The sequence below is a fragment of the Streptomyces lincolnensis genome (genome assembly GCF_001685355.1).
Taxonomy (GTDB): Bacteria; Actinomycetota; Actinomycetes; order Streptomycetales; family Streptomycetaceae; genus Streptomyces; species Streptomyces lincolnensis.
In genome coordinates this window covers 7,758,286-7,773,306 of sequence record NZ_CP016438.1, presented here as the reverse complement: position 1 = coordinate 7,773,306, position 15,021 = coordinate 7,758,286, and the positions used below count along the sequence as shown (strand labels likewise).

The window sequence follows — 15,021 nt, the reverse complement described above, 5'->3', positions numbered from 1 at the left end:
ATGGCTCAGCACACCGTGGACCAGGCGCCCGTTCCCTCTCCCCTGGGGGCGGGCGCCTCCCGCCCCGGCACCGTACCCGAACCGCCGGGGCGCCTGCGCCGCGTCCTCCGCTCCGTGGTCCCTGGCCCGACCGCGGACGCGGGGGGCGCGGCGCTCTACCGGCGCTGGTGGCTGCCGTGGCTGTGGATGACCCCGGCGATCATCGGCGCGACGGTGTTCGGGGTGTTCCCCTTCCTCAACACGATCCTGGTGTCCTTCACCGACGCCAAGCCGCTCGGCGGCGTCTACAAGCTCGTGGGGCTGGACAACTACACCCGGATGCTGGGGGATTCGGACTTCTGGCTGGCGACCCGCAACAGCGTCCTGTACGCGCTGATCGTGGTCCCCCTGATGGTGCTGCTGCCGCTGCTGCTCGCGGTGCTGGTGGAGAAGAACCTGCCGGGCATCGGCTTCTTCCGCTCCGCCTTCTACACCCCCGTCCTCGCCTCCAGCGTGGTCGTCGGTCTGAGCTGGCAGTGGCTGCTGAGCGACCAGGGCCTGGTCAACACCTGGCTCCAGAAGGCGCACATCATCCGGGAGGCCATCCCGTTCCTGTCCGACTCGTGGCTGATCCTGCTGTCGGCGATGGGCCTGACGATCTGGAAGGGCCTCGGCTGGTACATGATCTTCTACCTGGCCGCGCTGGGGAACGTGCCGAAGGAACTCCACGAGGCCGCCGCCGTCGACGGCGCGGGCCCGGCCCGCCGCTTCTGGCACATCACCGTGCCCGGCGTCCGCCAGTCGATGATGCTGGTCGGCACGCTGACCGGTATCGGCTCGCTGCGCGTCTTCACCGAGATCTACATGCTCGGCGGCTCCACCGGCGGCCCCGGCGGCGCCGACCGCACGCTCCCCTTCTACATCCGGGACGTCGGTCTCGACCCGCTCACCGGCAACGCCGGCTACGGCGCCGCAGTCAGCGTCGCCCTGTTCGCCCTGACCCTGGGCCTGACGCTGCTCGCCCAGCGCCTGACGAAGGAGGACGAGGGATGACCACGGCCGTCGAGAGGAAGCGGCGTCTGACGCCCCGCTGGCGGGACTACGGCCGGCCGCGTGAACTGGTCCTCCGCTACCTGCTGTTGGTGTTCGTCCTGTTCATCACGGTGGGCCCGCTGGTCTGGCAGCTGCTGTCCTCGCTGAAGGGCCCCACCGAGGACGTCTTCGGCTCCGGCGCCTCCCTGTTCCCGCACCATCCGACGCTGCGGGCCTACAAGGAGGTCTTCGCGCAGGTCCCGGTGTGGACGTACATCAGGAACAGCCTGTTCGTGGCGGTCATCTCCATCACCAGCCAGCTGGTCTTCTCCACCATGGCCGGCTACATGCTCTCCAAGCCCGGCTGGAAGGGCCGCAAGCTGGTCTGGGTCGTGCTGATGGCGTCCATGATGTTCCCCTTCGAGTCGATCATGGTGTCGCTGTTCCTGAGCATCCGGGACATGGGCCTGGTCGACAACCTGGTCGGCGTCTGGCTGCCCGGCTTCGTCGCCGCGATCAACGTCCTCATCATGCGGGCCGCGTTCCTCGCCGTACCGCGCGAGATCGAGGACGCGGCGATGCTGGACGGCGCGGGCGAGTGGAAGCGGTTCCGGTACCTGTACCTGCCGTCCGCCTACGGCGCGATCCTCGTCGTCACCATCAACACCTTCATCAGCGCCTGGGACGACTTCCTGTGGCCGCTGATCGTGCTGCGCACCGAGGACCACTTCACGCTGACGCTGGGGCTGTCCCGCCTGTCGTCCTCGTCGTTCGGCTACGACCAGCGCATGGTGATGGCCGGTTCGGTGATCTCGGTGATCCCGGTGCTGGTGCTGTTCGTGATCACCCAGCGCTGGTTCTACCGGGGCGTGTCCTCCGGGGCCGTCAAGCTCTGACCCCGAACGCCCAGTGCCTCCCGGGCCGATGCCGCGACCCTGATCTCGACCGTCCTGGACGGGGCGAGTTGACCGGCATCGAGCGACAGGCGGACCGTACGGCGCTCACCCGGCGCAAGGTCGACACCCTCGAACGCACACAGTTCGAGGGTGCGCGGCCATGTGGGCGTGAGCAGCCTGCGCAGGTACACCTGCACGACCGAACGCCCGGACCGCTGCCCGGTGTTGGTGACGTCGACCTCGACATCGAGGCCCGCCAGGCGTGGCGTGCCGTACGCGAAGCTCGTGTACGACAGCCCGTGCCCGAAGGAGTACAGCGGCTCGGCGCTCTCGTCCACGTAGCCGCCGTACTCGGTGTCCTTGTGGTTGTAGTAGACGGGGAGTTGAGCCGCCGAGCGCGGCACGGAGACGGGCAGCCGGCCCGTGGGTTCCGCGAGCCCGAGCAGGACCTCGGCGATCGCCTCGCCGCCCCAGGGGCCGGGATACCAGGCGGTGAGCAGCGCGGCCGCCGTGTCGGGTACGACGTGCGGGCGGCCCTGGATCAGGACGACCGCCGTGGGCGTGCCGGTGGCGACGACGGCGTCCAGCAGCGCGTGCTGGGCCCTGCCGAGTTCCAGTCCGGCGAGGTCGGCGCCCTCGCCGCAGGTCATCTCGTCCGTGGCGGCCAGGGCCGCCCCGTTGGCGTCGAACTCGGTCTCGGGTGTCCGCGCGCTGCTGCCGCCCAGCACCAGCACGGCCAGGTCGGCGGAGACGGCCGCGGCGATGGCCTCGGGGATGCCGGAGACGTCGCCGCCGGTGAGGGCGCAGCCACGGGCGTGGCGGATGTCGGTGCCGGGTGGGGCGAGCCGTCGTAGGGCGTCGAGAACGCTGGTGCCCGTTCCGGGGCGCTGCGGTGCCGTGTAGTCGCCCAGCTGGTGGGCGACGGTGGCGGCTTGAGGGCCGATGACGGCGATGCGGGATGCCCGCGGTGCCAGGGGAAGGATGCCGTCGGGGTTGCGCAGGAGGGTGACCGACGCCCGGGCGAGGTCGGTGCTCAGGATCCGGCCCGCTTCCGGGGAAGGCAACTCGCTGGTCGTGTAAGGGCGTTCGAAGAGGCCGAGGCGGAACTTCAGGCGCAGGACGCGGGCCACAGCGGCGTCGAGGGACTCCTCGCTCACCAGCCCCCGCTCGACCGCCGTCTCCAGATGCGTGAACCCCTCGTCCCACAGGCTCAGGTCGACACCGGAGTTGAGGGCCAGCGCGCCCGCGGAGACCTTGTCGCCGGTGATGCGGGCCAGCCGGTCCACGGCGAGTCCGTCGGCCATGACGAGGCCGTCGAATCCCCAGTCGTCCCGGAGGAGTCCGGTCAGCAGGGCCCGGTTGCCGGAGCAGGGCATCCCGTCGACCTCGTTGTACGCGGCCATGACGGCGGCGGCCCCGGCCCGGACACCGGCGCGGGCGGCGGGGAGGTGGATCTCGTGGAGTTCGCGGAGCCCCAGCTCGGACTCGGCGGAGTTGCGGCCGCCGACGGTGGCGCCCTGCCCGGCGAAGTGCTTGAGGACGACGGGGGCCTTGTCGGGGGCGAAGTCCTCCCCCGCGCTTCCCCCCGCGCCCTGCATGCCCCGGACCAGCGCCTCGGTCAGCCGGGCCGCCAGGTGGGGGTCCTCGCCGAAGCACTCCTCGGTGCGGCCCCAGCGCGGGTCGCGGGCGATGTCGAGGGCCGAGACCAGGGCGACATGGCCACCGCGGGCCCGCAGTTCGGCCGCGGCACGGGCGGCGGCGGCCTCGTACAGCCGGGGGTCCCAGGTGGCGCCGACGGCCAGGTTGACGGGCAGGACCGTGCCGTCGAGCGCCATGTGGCCGTGCGGCACCTCCTCGACGAAGAGCGTGGGAATGCCCAGGCGGCCGGCGTCGACCACATGCCGCTGCACCAGCTCGGCGAGGGCGGCGCCGTCCTCGGCACCCGGCCCGTTGTCGTGGTCGACACCGGACCAGGCGTCCGCGCGCTGGAGCCCGTAGAGGGCGCCGAGCCCGGCGAAGCGCTCGGTCTCGGCGTACAGGGCGTCCGTGAGTTCGAAACCGCCCGGGGTGCGGCGGTAGGCGTCCCACCCGTACATCCGCTGGTTGAGCTGACCGGCCTTCTCGCGCAGGGTCATCCGGGAGAGCAGGTCGCGGACGCGGGCGTCGAGGGGGGCGGTGGGGTCGCGGTAGAGCTCCGTCCCGGTCACCGGCCACCGCCGTGGGCGAGCCGGGCCAGGGCGACGGCGCCCCGGGAACCGTCGGCGACCCAGTCGAGCGTCAGGCCGAGGGGCGCGAGACGGTCGGTCAGGAGCGCCGTCAAGGGGCCCTCGGGGCCGAGCAGACCGCCGGTCGCGACGAGCGGCTCGCCGGGCCGGGGCTCCAACGCGCGGACGGTCTCGGCCAGTCGGTCGGCGGCCCGGGCCAGGATCGTCCGGGCGACCGCGTCCTTGTGCCGCGCCGCCTCGGCCACCAGCGGGGCGAACCGGGCGAGCCGGATCGGGGGGTCGGCCATCACGGCCGGGAGCAGGTGCATGCGGTAGGCCTCACGGTGCGGGCGGGACCAGGAGCCGGGTGGGTCGGGGTGCGGGCGGGCCGGCTCGGCCGCCGCTTCACCGTCGCCGCGGCCCGGCGTCACGTCGGCGCCGGTACCGCCCGGCGGCACGTCGTACGGCAGTACACGCTCCGGCAGTACGTGGTCCGGCAGGCCCAGTGCCCGTCCGACCGACGCGGCCAGGGTCGTCGTGGGGCCCCGTCCGTCCGCCATCCGCAGGGCCGACCGCACGGCGGCGCGGCCCATCCAGAAGCCGCTGCCGTCGTCGCCGAGCAGCCAGCCGTCGCCGTCCACGGTGGTCGTGGAGCGACGGCCGGTGATGCGCATCGCGACCGCGCCGGTGCCCGCCACCAGGGCGAGTCCGTCGGCCGGGGTGCCGGGCGCGGCGGCGAAGGCCGCCTCGATGTCGCTGAAGACGACGACCCGTCCCGCCCGGATGCCCAGCCGGCGCAGGGCCGCGTCGAGGGCCGTGCGGGCCCGGACGGTCCCGGGGTCGTCCGCCGAGGCCGCGGTGGCACCGGCGAAACCGCCGGCCACGGCCACCACCCGACCGCGCGCCGCCTCCGGGACGGCACGGGCGAGCGCCTCGGCCAGGTGGTCGGCGAGCTGCGGTTCCGGGACGGTCAGGGCGTTGCCCGGCCCGCCGGCGCCCTCGCCGAGGGGGCGCCCGTCATCGGCGGCGGCGAGGACCGCACGGGTGCGGGTGCCGCCGGCGTCCAGACCGATGACCCATTCCTGGTTCATTTCTTCACTCATCGCAGACTATGGTGGTTGATACATTCGCCCACGACAAGAGCAGGCTGCGCCCGGACCTGTGCCCGGCCCGAGGAGGATCCCATCCCTACGCTCCGCTTCGGCGTCAACTACACGCCCCGCCACGGCTGGTTCCACTCCTGGCACGACTTCGACCCCGCGCACGCCCGCGAGGACCTGGCGCAGATCGCCGGGCTCGGTCTTGACCACGTGCGGGTCTTCCACCTCTGGCCGCTCCTCCAGCCCAACCGCACACTCATCCGCACCGCAGCCGTCGACCAGCTGGCCCAGCTCGTCGACCTGGCGGCCGAAGCGGGCCTCGACGTCCTGGTGGACGGCGTGCAGGGCCATCTGTCGAGCTTCGACTTCTACCCGGAGTGGACCCGCAGCTGGCACCACCGCAACGTGTTCACCGACCCGGAGGCCGTCGCCGCCCAGGCCGAGCTGATGCGGACCCTCGGCCGCGCCCTGGCCGGCCGCCCGAACCTCATCGGCCTCCAGCTCGGCAACGAGCTCAACAACCTGGTCGAGCACAACCCGGTGACCGCGGACGAGGTGGACCACTACCTCGACACGCTGCTGGCCGCCACCCGCGAGCACCTGCCCGCGGACCGGCTCGCCACCCACTCCGCCTACGACGCCGCCTGGTACGGCGACGACCACCCCTTCACCCCGGAGGCCTCCGCCCACAAGGGCGATCTGACCACCGTCCACCCCTGGGTGTTCTCCGGCGACTGCGCCCGCCGCTACGGCCCGCGCTCCCCGCAGGTGCAGCACCTCGCCGAGTACGGCACGGAGCTCGCCACGGCCTACGCCGTGGACCCGGCCCGCCCCGTCTGGGTCCAGGAGACCGGCGCGCCCGAGCCGCACATCCCGGCCGCGGACGCGCCGGAGTTCGCGCGGGCGACCGTGCGGAACGCGGCCGGCTGCGCGAACCTGTGGGGCGTGACCTGGTGGTGCTCCCACGACGTGGACCGCTCCCTGGCCGACTATCCGGAACTGGAGTACACGCTCGGCCTGTTCGACTCCGCGGGCCGCGCCAAGCCGATCGCCGAGGCCCTCGCCGCCACCGTCGCGGAGCTGCGGGCCCAGCCGCCCTCCCCCGCGCCGCGCGAGACCGCCCTGGTCCTCGACTGCACCCCGGGCACCCGGTCCGTCTCCGGCCCCGGAGGCGCCTACTTCGAGGAGTGGATGCGCATGCGCACCGAGGGCGCCCGCCCGGCGGTGGTGCTGGCCGCACGGGCGGACGACGGGGAGTACCTGGCGGCCCGGGGCATCAAGGACGTCGTACGGCTGCCGTAGGGCGGCCGGACAGACCGTGGGGCGGGCCGCGCGGCTTCGGCGCGGCCCGCCCCACGGTCTACGCTCTGCGGCCCTACGCGCCGGTCAGGGCCTCCGCCACGGCCCGCAGGTTCGCCCGGCCGCGCCCGTAGGAGCACAGGGCGCCGTCCTCCGGGAGGCCGGTGGCGACGCGGACCGCGTCCGGGCGCCGGGCCAGCAGGGCGTCGCGCAGTTCCCGCTGCCAGGGGTGCAGTCCGGCGTCGCAGGTGGCGACGACGAGGGGGGCACGCCGGGAGACCCGCACGATGCCCTCGGCGAGCGTGGCCGGGTCCGCGGGCTCCCCGGTGACGGCCGTACCGGAGGCCGGGCCGTCGACGGCGCGCATCTCGCTCAGCAGGTCCTCGCCTCCCCAGTTGAGCGCCGGGTGCGGCGGCGGGAACAGGTCGACGACATGGGCGCCGCGCACGGGCTCCGGCAGATCCTGGCTCCGTACGGCCCGCCGGGCCGCCGCCAGCCCCGCGTCCGCGTCCCACGGCGCGACCGTGCCCGCGGGGACCGCGTACCGCTCGGCGAGCCTCCGCACCCGCTCCGCCGCCTCCACCACGCGCTCGTCGTGCAGCACCCCGGCGTTCAGCGCGCCGAGCACCGCGTCCCGGCAGGACAGGGTGACCTCCAGATCCGGTACGGCGACGATGACCTGGTCCGCCCCCGCGGCGAGGGCGATCCGGGCCCCGGCGGCCTCGCCGTACCGGTCGGCTATCGCCTTCATCTCCAGCGCGTCGCTGACCAGGACGCCGTCGAAGCCGAGCTCGCGCCGGAGCAGGTCGCCCAGGATGCGGCGGCTGAGGGTGGCGGGGCGGTTGGCGTCCAGCGCCGGGAAGACGACATGGGCGCTCATCAGCATCGGCACACCCGCGGCGATGGCGGCCCGGAAGGGCGCGAGGTCGAGTTCGTCGTACGGTCGCGGGTCCACGGCGAGGTCGTGGTGGCTGTCGGTGACGGTGCCGCCGTGCCCGGGGAAGTGCTTGGCGCAGGAGGCGATGCCGCGTGCCTCGGTGGCCGCGATCCAGGCCCGCACATGGCGGGAGACCAGCTCGGGGTCGGTACCGAAGGCCCGGGTCCGCACGATCGGGTTGTCCGGGTGCACCTGGACGTCGGCGACCGGGGCGTAGGAGGCGGTGATGCCGAGGGTGGCCAGGTGCCCGGCGAGCGCGTCGGCGCAGGCGGCGGTGAGCGCGGGGTCGTCGACGACGCCGAGGGCGTAGGACCCGGGCACGTCCGGGGCACCCGCCCCCACCAGGTGCCCGATCCCGCCGCCCTCGTTGTCGATCGCCACCAGCAGGTCGGGGCGCAGCGCCCGCAGCGTCTCACTGAGCCGGCGCACCTGCTCCGCGTCGCGCACGTTGCGCGTGAACAGGATGACCCCGCCGAGCCCCCGGTCGATCAGCCTCTTCAGCGTGTCGGGGACGGTCGTGGTGCCGTCGAACCCGGCGACGAGACAGCGATGCGCCGCCTCGTCCAGGTCGACGGGGAGGGTGGTACCGGCGGGCAGACTTTCCAGAGGGCTCACCTCCGCAATCCTCTGGCTCACTGAGCCGAAAGTCAACACTTCAGTGGATGAATCATTCACCCGCAGTCAGGCAGACAGACCGCCGGATCCACCGCCCTACGGCACCCTCGCCGCTTGCCGATTTCCGGATCTCGGCGAAGGCCTTCTCGCAGGCCGCGCGGAGGTCCGTGGAGCCGTAGATCTCGATCCGGGCCGTCAGCAGGAAGGCCGAGGCGTCCGCCTCGTCCCGGCCCGCGGGGCTGTCGGGCAGCCGGCTCGTGCGCACCGCGTGCTGGCGGTCGCGCCCACGGCGGCACCGATGAGGGCGGCCCCGGCCGCCCCAGACGGAACGTTCATGAAGTTCCCCGCATGCCCCTCTCGTCCCACTCGCAGCCGCTAGCCTCGTAAGACGTCCAAGGTGAACGGGGGTTGGCCATGGTGCGCGGTGATCGCGGGAGAGCCCTGAACTGTCCCGGGGAGCACGACGGCATGCCGGAGACCGGTGCCGGGATCCATCTCCAGAACCAGCTCGAAATGCTCGCCCAGGACTTCCGTACGAGCGATCCGCCGATGCCCGTGTTCGTCGTGCACGCGCAGGACGCCGGGGACGACGAGCCGGTGGCCGCGCTGGTCCGGCAGTTGTACGCGGGTCAGGAGGCGCACGGCACCCGCTGCGCGTCGGCGCAGGACACGTACGAGGGCGACACGGAGGTCCGCAGGGCGGCGGCGATGGTGCGCGCGCTGAGCGACCCGAAGAAGTGGGGCGGGCGGAAGGCCCTCTACCGGCGGTACGCCTTCCCCCGGCTGCGCCTCGTGCACGCCATCGACGACGCGGTCGCCCACCTCGGCGCCTCCTGGCCCTCGCCCGCCCCCGGCTCCCCGGAGGCGGGGCAGGACCAGCGCCAGCGGTTGCTCAACCAGCTGGCCGAGCAGCGCTGGCGGCCCAAGGGCAGACCGCGCTGGCGTTCGGGCCTGCCGCTGTTCGACATGGCGCACATCCTGCCCGCGAGCCTGCTGACCGTGCTCGCCGCGCTGCTCGCCCGCGCCCCCTGGTATGCGGCGGGCGCCTCCGGCCTCGGTTTCCTCGTCCTGCTGACCGTCCTCAACTACGTCCTGCCGGGGCGGGCGCCGATCTTCCTGTGGCTGCGCCGGGAGAGCCGCTGGTTCATGACCACGACCTTCCTCAGGGGCGCCGACCAGGACAAGCCGACCGAGGTCTCGCTGCTGCGCCCGGTGCGGTCCTGGAAGGCGATCGCGGCCCGGGCGTCCGACGTGGCCGAGGCGCTCAGGGCGGGCGGCGACTTCCACCTCCAGCTGTGCGTGCTGGCGCTGCGGGAGGATCTGCGGGACAACCACCGCCGTGCCAGCTGGGACCTGCGCGGCTTCAAGCGGCCGCGCCCGCCGATGCTGTTCCTGCCGCACGCCGACGCGGCCAACGGCGGCCTCCAACTCATCCGTGCCGTCAGCGACGTACGCAGTCGACGCAGCGAACTCGACCCGCTGATCGTGGTCGCCGCGGTGCACGCGCAGGACGTGCCGCGGCTCGAACGCAGCGCGGTCCCGGCGCCGCCGGCCGCGGAGCCGTCGCGGCGCCCGTTCGGCGAGCGGCTGCGCGGCTGGCGCCGGGAGTGGACGCAGAACCTGCGCGCCGAGCAGTCGCCCAGCCGGGAACGCTCCGTCCTGCCCTGGGTGATGAAGATCCCGCTGCCGCACGACCAGCTGGAACCGGTCGAGGACCGCGACGCGCGTTTCCATCTGAGGGCGTCCACCCGGCCGACCCTGGCCCGTCTGGTGTGGGCCCTGCACACGCTCGCCCTGGTGGTCGTCGTCATGAGCGCTGGAACGATCATGCGCGCGGAGGCGCTGCACGACCGGTACTGCTCGTCGTCGGTCCTGACCGCCAACCGGGACACCCGGCGCGTGTCCGCCCCCGACGGCGGCACCGAGTGCATCGGCATCGCGACGGCCGGCGTGCGGTTCTCCGACTGGCTGCCCTCGGCGAAGGCCGGCCCCGACACCGAGCGCGTGTCCGCCGGCGGCGCACCGCCGTGGACCGTCGCCGACCTGGAGCAGCGCATCGCCGGCCAGAACGCGGAGGTGCTCGCCCGGCACGCCGACTCCTACGTCACCGTCGTCTACGCCGGCCCGCTCAGCGCCGACCCCGCCCAGGGGACCTCGCTGGTGAAGGGCGCCGAGGAGTTGGCCGGGGTCTACCTGGCGCAGGCCGTCATCAACGAGACGTACACCGTGAAGCTGCGCGTCCTGGTCGCGAACGGCGGCGTGGACCTGGGCCACCAGGTCGAGATGGCCGAGGCGATCGCCGCGTACGCCGGCCAGGACCCGACCGTGGTGGGGGTCGTCGGGACCGGCCGCGACCTCAGGTCGAGCAGGAGGACGACGGAGATCCTGATGAAGGCGGGCCTGCCGATCGTCTCCGGCACCAACTCGGCCACCTACCTGCCCGTCGAGTACGCCAACTGGTTCAGCCTGGCCGCCACGGACGAGTGGCAGACCCGCCAAATGGGCCTGATCGCCGCCCAGTTGCGCACCCCGAGCACCCGCCAGTACGCGCTGGTGCTGGCCCGGGACACGGCCAGGACCGACGATCTGTACACCGACGAACAGGCGCGCTACGGACAGGAGATGCTCGTCGACCGCGACTTCACCCCACTCCCGCAGCGCCGGTACGCGCTCAAGGGCGGCAAGCCCGAACTGCGCCGCCACGTCCAGGAGATCTGCCGCGGCGACCGCGTCCCGTCCGTGATCTACTTCGCCGGCCGGGCCGAGGACGTCGGCCCTCTGATGACCCAGCTCTCCGCCGAGACGGGCTGTTCGAAGAAGCCCCTCGCCGTCCTGACCGGCGACGACCTCTCCAAGGTCGACTTCAGCAGCACCAGGAACTCCGTGGCGCCCGGCCCCAATGTCACGCTGTACCACGCGGCCCTGGCCGAGCTGGAGAAGGCCTTCCGGCAGACGAGCTTCTACGTGGACGCCCGCAAGCACCTGCCGGGCCTGGCCGACCAGTCCCTGCGCCCCGACAGCCCCGCTCTGGCCAGCGGCCAGACCGCCCTCGCGCACGACGCCACCCAGGCCCTGTACGACGCGGCCACCTACCCGGAGAAGGCGCAGAGCCGCGCCGCGACCTGGGTGAATCTGCGCATGGTGCGCCTTGAGGCCATGGCCACCGGCACCATCGACTTCACCCACGCCCCGCTCTACGACGACCGCACCGGCCACAGCATCGTCATCAAGGCGGTCCGCCGCACCGAGCAGGGCACCGCCGACAGCGACGTCGTCTGCGGCCGCAAGGCGGGCGACACGCGTCCCCTCACCCAGGCGGAATGCTCGATCAACCGGCGGAACTGAGCCGCGAACAACCGGCCGGGCGGTGCATGGTGCCGGGCCTCAGCCCTCGTCCGGCTCCCAGGCCGCGACGAGGTCCAAGAGCCCGGGGAAACGGGCGTTGAGGTCCTCGACGCGGACGTGGCTGCGGCGTTCCAGGCCGTACTGGCGCTGCCTGGTGACGCCCGCCTCGCGCAGGGCCTTGAAGTGGTGGGTCAGGGAGGACTTGGGGCGGTCCAGACCGAACCAGCCGCAGGTGTGGTCGAAGTGCTCGGACTCCAGAAGGAGTTTGCGCACGATGCGCAGGCGCAGGGGGTCGCTCAGGGCGCCCAGGACCGTCTCCAGGCGCAGGTCGTCCACGGCCGGCTCCGGAAGCGGTCCGGGCAGGTCGACGGGCTCCGGCAGCACCTTGATCACCGGCATGGGCAACTCCTCCTGACCTCCCGACTGAACCCGCTGTACGAGTTCAATCGTACTGGATGCTAGGTTCGAGAAAACTCGTACTGAGTCGAAGGGATCCGACATGCCGGAGAGTCGAACGATGCCCGTGAGGACGGCGGGCGAGCGCCAGGAGGCCGGTTCCACACCCGCTCCCACCTGGTGGGTGTGGCTGGCCGCGTGGCCGGTGACCGCCGTCTTCGTCCTGTCCAACGCGGCGACCCCGCTGTACGTGCTGTGGCAGCGCGACATCGGGTTCTCCAAGGGCACCCTGACCGTCGTCTTCGCGTTCTACATCGTCGGACTGCTCGGGTCCCTGCTGGTCTGCGGCGTCGTGTCCGACCGGCTCGGCCGCAGGCCCGTGCTGCTGCCCGCCCTGGGGCTCGCCCTGGCGGCCTGTGTCATCTTCGCGACCGCCACCGGCGTGGCCGCGCTCATCGTGGCCCGGCTGTTCACCGGCATCGCCGTCGGTGCCGTCGTCTCAGCGGGCATGGCGGCCGTGACGGACGTGGCCGGACAGGAGCGCAAGCGGCTGGCCGCCCTGCTCGCCTCCTGCGCGATGGTCTTCGGGGCCGGGCTCGGACCGCTCCTCGCCGGCGTCCTGTCCGAGACGCTGCCCGCCCCCACCGTCACCGTCTTCCTGGTCGAGATGGCGCTGCTCGCCACGGCCGTCCTCGCCGTGCTGCGCATGCCGATCAAGCGCCCGGCCACCGCCCCGGCCAAGGGCGCGTGGATCCGCGTGCCCGGCGTACCGCGGGGCCACGGCCGGCAACTCACCCTCGGCATCGCCGTGTTCGCCCCCGGCATCACCGCGACGTCCTTCGTGCTCTCGCTCGGTCCGTCCCTACTGTCGGGTCTGCTCGGCACGACCAGCCGGATCGTCGCCGGGGCCATGGCGTTCGTGATGTTCCTGGCCGCCACCGGTGTGCAGTTCGTCGTCCAGGGGCTGCGCAGGCGCACCATCCTGATCACCGGCGCGATCAGCACCACCCTCAGCATGGTCACGCTGGTCGTCGCCGTGCACACCTCCTCCGTCGCGGTGCTCATCACCTCCGCGCTGCTGGCCGGCGCCGGACAGGGCATGGGGCAGCTCGGCGGGCTCTCCCTGCTCAACTCCGCCGTCCCACCGCAGCGGCTCGCCGAGGCCAACGCGGCACTCAACGTGGGCGGTTACGTACCGGCCGGGCTGCTGCCGGTCTCGGCCGGCTACCTCAGCGACGCCGTCGGACTGACCAACGGCACGACCGTCTTCGGCACCGTCCTGCTGAGCCTGGCGATCATCGGCGGCATCGTGGTCGTCGCCTCCCGCCGCCGGGTCACGGAACCCGCCTGACCGCTCGACGCGCGCCGGGCGGGCACCGGCGTCAGCCCTCGTCCGGCGTCAGCCGCAGCGAGATGCTGTTGATGCAGTACCGCTGGTCCGTCGGCGTCAGATACCCCTCACCCTCGAAGACATGGCCGAGGTGCGACCCGCAGCGGGCGCAGCGCACCTCGGTGCGGACCATGCCGTGGGAGCGGTCCTCGATCAGCTCGACGGCGTCGGTGTCCTTCGGGTCGTAGAAGGACGGCCAGCCGCAGTGGGACTCGAACTTCGTGGTGGAGGTGAACAGTTCGGCGCCGCAGGCGCGGCAGGAGTAGACGCCCGTGGTCTTGGTGTCGGTGTACTCACCGACGAAGGCGGGCTCCGTGCCGGCCTGCCGCAGGACGGCGTACTCGGCCGGGGTCAGCTCCGCGCGCCACTGCTCGTCCGGCTTGTCGACGTCGTACGACATGTTGGCCAACCCCTTACTTCTGTGCGAGACGGTGCAGGATCTTCGGGCCGAGGTCCGTCACGTCACCCGCGCCCATGGTGAGAACGAGATCACCGGGCTTCGCCATTCCCGCGACTGTCTCGGGCACCTCGTCCTTGTCGTGGACCGGCGTCACGTCCGCGCCCGCGGCCCGCGCTGCCTCGATGATCAGCTCGCTGGTCACGCCGGGGATCGGGTCCTCGCGGGCCGGGTAGATGTCGAGGACCACCGAGGCGTCCGCCAGGGTCAGGGACTGCCCCATCTCCTTGCCGAGCTCCTGCGTCCGGGAGAACAGGTGCGGCTGGAAGACGACCAGGATCCGGCCGCCGCCGTCGGCCGCCGCCCGCATCGCCTCCAGGTCCGCGGTCATCTCGGTCGGGTGGTGGGCGTAGGAGTCGATGACCTGGACGCCGGCCGCCTCGCCCTTGAGCTGGAGGCGCCGCTTGACGCCCGTGTACGCGGCCAGCGCCGGGGCGAGCTCCGCGGCCGGGATGCCCAGCGCCACGCCCGCGGCCAGCGCGGCCACGGCGTTGTGCGCGTAGTGGCGGCCGGGCACGGAGACGGTGAAGGTGAGCTCGACGCCGTCCAGCAGGACCACGACCTCGCTCTTCAGCCCCTGCGCGGTGACGGACAGGATCTTCACGTCCGCGTCCGCCGACTCCCCGTACGTCACGGTCCGCACCGACCCGGCCAGCCGCCGGGTCAGCTCGCGCGCGCCCTCGTGGTCCGCGGTGATCACCAGCGTGCCCCCGGGCACGATCCGGCCCGCGAACGTCTCGAAGGACTCGTAGATCTCGTCCATGGAGGCGTAGTTGGCGTGGTGGTCCAGCTCCACGTTGAGGACGATCGCGACCTCGGGGGCGTACTTGTGGAAGCTCCGGTCCGACTCGTCCGCCTCGGCGACGAAGATCTCGCCCGCGCCGTGCAGGGCGTTGGAGCCGGGCGCGTCGAGGTCCCCGCCGATGGCGTACGACGGCGTCAGCCCCAGCTCGCTCAGCGACACCGCCAGCATCGACGTCGTGGTCGTCTTGCCGTGCGTGCCGGCGACCGCGATGGGCCGCAGGCCGTCCATCAGCCGGGCGAGCGCGTCCGACCGGTGGACCACCGGGACGCCCAGCTCGGCCGCCCGCGCCAGCTCGGGGTTGTCGGCGCGGATCGCCGACGAGACGACCACGCACGTGGCGTCGTCCGCCAGGTGCTCCGCCGCGTGCCCGATGTGCACGGTCGCCCCGAGGGCACGCAGCGCCTCGGCCGTCGCGGACTCCTTGGCGTCGCTGCCCGCGACCTTCGCCCCCCGCTGCGCGAGGATCTTCGCGATCCCCGACATACCGGCCCCACCGATCCCGATGAAGTGCGGTCGGTCCATGGCGGTGGGAAGGCCGGGGGCCATACGGGTCTCCTGGGGTGGTA

General features: G+C 72.9%; 12 protein-coding genes. 5 read left to right on the top strand and 7 right to left on the bottom strand.

Annotated features, from left to right (window positions below):
* Both SLINC_RS34395 and SLINC_RS34390 read left to right on the top strand, forming a co-directional pair.
* The gene (locus tag SLINC_RS34395) at positions 1-1,032 is read left to right on the top strand and encodes a carbohydrate ABC transporter permease (RefSeq protein WP_107406720.1); all 1,032 of its coding nucleotides are present in this window, start codon (positions 1-3) and stop codon (positions 1,030-1,032) included.
* Entirely contained in the window at positions 1,029-1,907 is an 879-nt protein-coding gene (locus tag SLINC_RS34390; RefSeq protein WP_067441624.1) for a carbohydrate ABC transporter permease, read from the top strand. Before SLINC_RS34395 ends, SLINC_RS34390 begins: the two co-directional genes overlap by 4 nt.
* Here the strand turns inward: SLINC_RS34390 and SLINC_RS34385 are convergent.
* Positions 1,871-4,042 carry a glycoside hydrolase family 3 N-terminal domain-containing protein gene (locus tag SLINC_RS34385; RefSeq protein WP_079165207.1) on the bottom strand — a complete coding sequence of 724 codons (2,172 nt, stop codon included), beginning with the start codon at positions 4,040-4,042 and terminating at the stop codon, positions 1,871-1,873. The two genes, SLINC_RS34390 and SLINC_RS34385, sit on opposite strands and share 37 nt — an antisense overlap.
* Before the next feature lie 68 nt (positions 4,043-4,110).
* Positions 4,111-5,214 carry an N-acetylglucosamine kinase gene (locus SLINC_RS34380; protein WP_225988290.1) on the bottom strand — a complete coding sequence of 368 codons (1,104 nt, stop codon included), beginning with the start codon at positions 5,212-5,214 and terminating at the stop codon, positions 4,111-4,113.
* 15 nt (positions 5,215-5,229) lie between these two features.
* Between SLINC_RS34380 and SLINC_RS34375 the strand changes: the two genes are divergently transcribed.
* The gene (locus SLINC_RS34375; protein WP_375141507.1) at positions 5,230-6,513 is read left to right on the top strand and encodes a glycoside hydrolase 5 family protein; all 1,284 of its coding nucleotides are present in this window, start codon (positions 5,230-5,232) and stop codon (positions 6,511-6,513) included.
* Positions 6,514-6,586: 73 nt separating this feature from the next.
* Here SLINC_RS34375 and SLINC_RS34370 read toward each other — a convergent pair whose 3' ends face one another.
* Both SLINC_RS34370 and SLINC_RS34365 read right to left on the bottom strand, forming a co-directional pair.
* Positions 6,587-8,062 carry a glycoside hydrolase family 3 N-terminal domain-containing protein gene (locus tag SLINC_RS34370; protein ID WP_067441613.1) on the bottom strand — a complete coding sequence of 492 codons (1,476 nt, stop codon included), beginning with the start codon at positions 8,060-8,062 and terminating at the stop codon, positions 6,587-6,589.
* A 52-nt stretch (positions 8,063-8,114) separates the two neighbouring features.
* The gene (locus tag SLINC_RS34365) at positions 8,115-8,327 is read right to left on the bottom strand and encodes a hypothetical protein (RefSeq protein ID WP_067441610.1); all 213 of its coding nucleotides are present in this window, start codon (positions 8,325-8,327) and stop codon (positions 8,115-8,117) included.
* A 203-nt stretch (positions 8,328-8,530) separates the two neighbouring features.
* Between SLINC_RS34365 and SLINC_RS34360 the strand changes: the two genes are divergently transcribed.
* Entirely contained in the window at positions 8,531-11,407 is a 2,877-nt protein-coding gene (locus SLINC_RS34360) for a type 1 periplasmic-binding domain-containing protein (protein ID WP_067441607.1), read from the top strand.
* A 39-nt stretch (positions 11,408-11,446) separates the two neighbouring features.
* Here SLINC_RS34360 and SLINC_RS34355 read toward each other — a convergent pair whose 3' ends face one another.
* Positions 11,447-11,806 carry an ArsR/SmtB family transcription factor gene (locus SLINC_RS34355; RefSeq protein ID WP_067441604.1) on the bottom strand — a complete coding sequence of 120 codons (360 nt, stop codon included), beginning with the start codon at positions 11,804-11,806 and terminating at the stop codon, positions 11,447-11,449.
* A gap of 118 nt (positions 11,807-11,924) precedes the next feature.
* Here SLINC_RS34355 and SLINC_RS34350 point away from each other — a divergent pair, with 118 nt between their 5' ends.
* Entirely contained in the window at positions 11,925-13,154 is a 1,230-nt protein-coding gene (locus SLINC_RS34350) for an MFS transporter (protein ID WP_182449235.1), read from the top strand.
* 31 nt (positions 13,155-13,185) lie between these two features.
* Here SLINC_RS34350 and msrB read toward each other — a convergent pair whose 3' ends face one another.
* Together msrB and murC are read right to left on the bottom strand one after the other, a co-directional pair.
* A complete protein-coding gene (gene msrB / locus SLINC_RS34345; RefSeq protein ID WP_067446005.1) occupies positions 13,186-13,593 on the bottom strand; it encodes a peptide-methionine (R)-S-oxide reductase MsrB in 408 nt (135 codons plus the stop codon).
* Between the two features lie 13 nt (positions 13,594-13,606).
* On the bottom strand, positions 13,607-15,001 hold the full coding sequence (gene murC, locus SLINC_RS34340) for a UDP-N-acetylmuramate--L-alanine ligase (RefSeq protein WP_067441598.1): 1,395 nt from the start codon (positions 14,999-15,001) through the stop codon (positions 13,607-13,609).
* Positions 15,002-15,021: the final 20 nt, after the last annotated feature.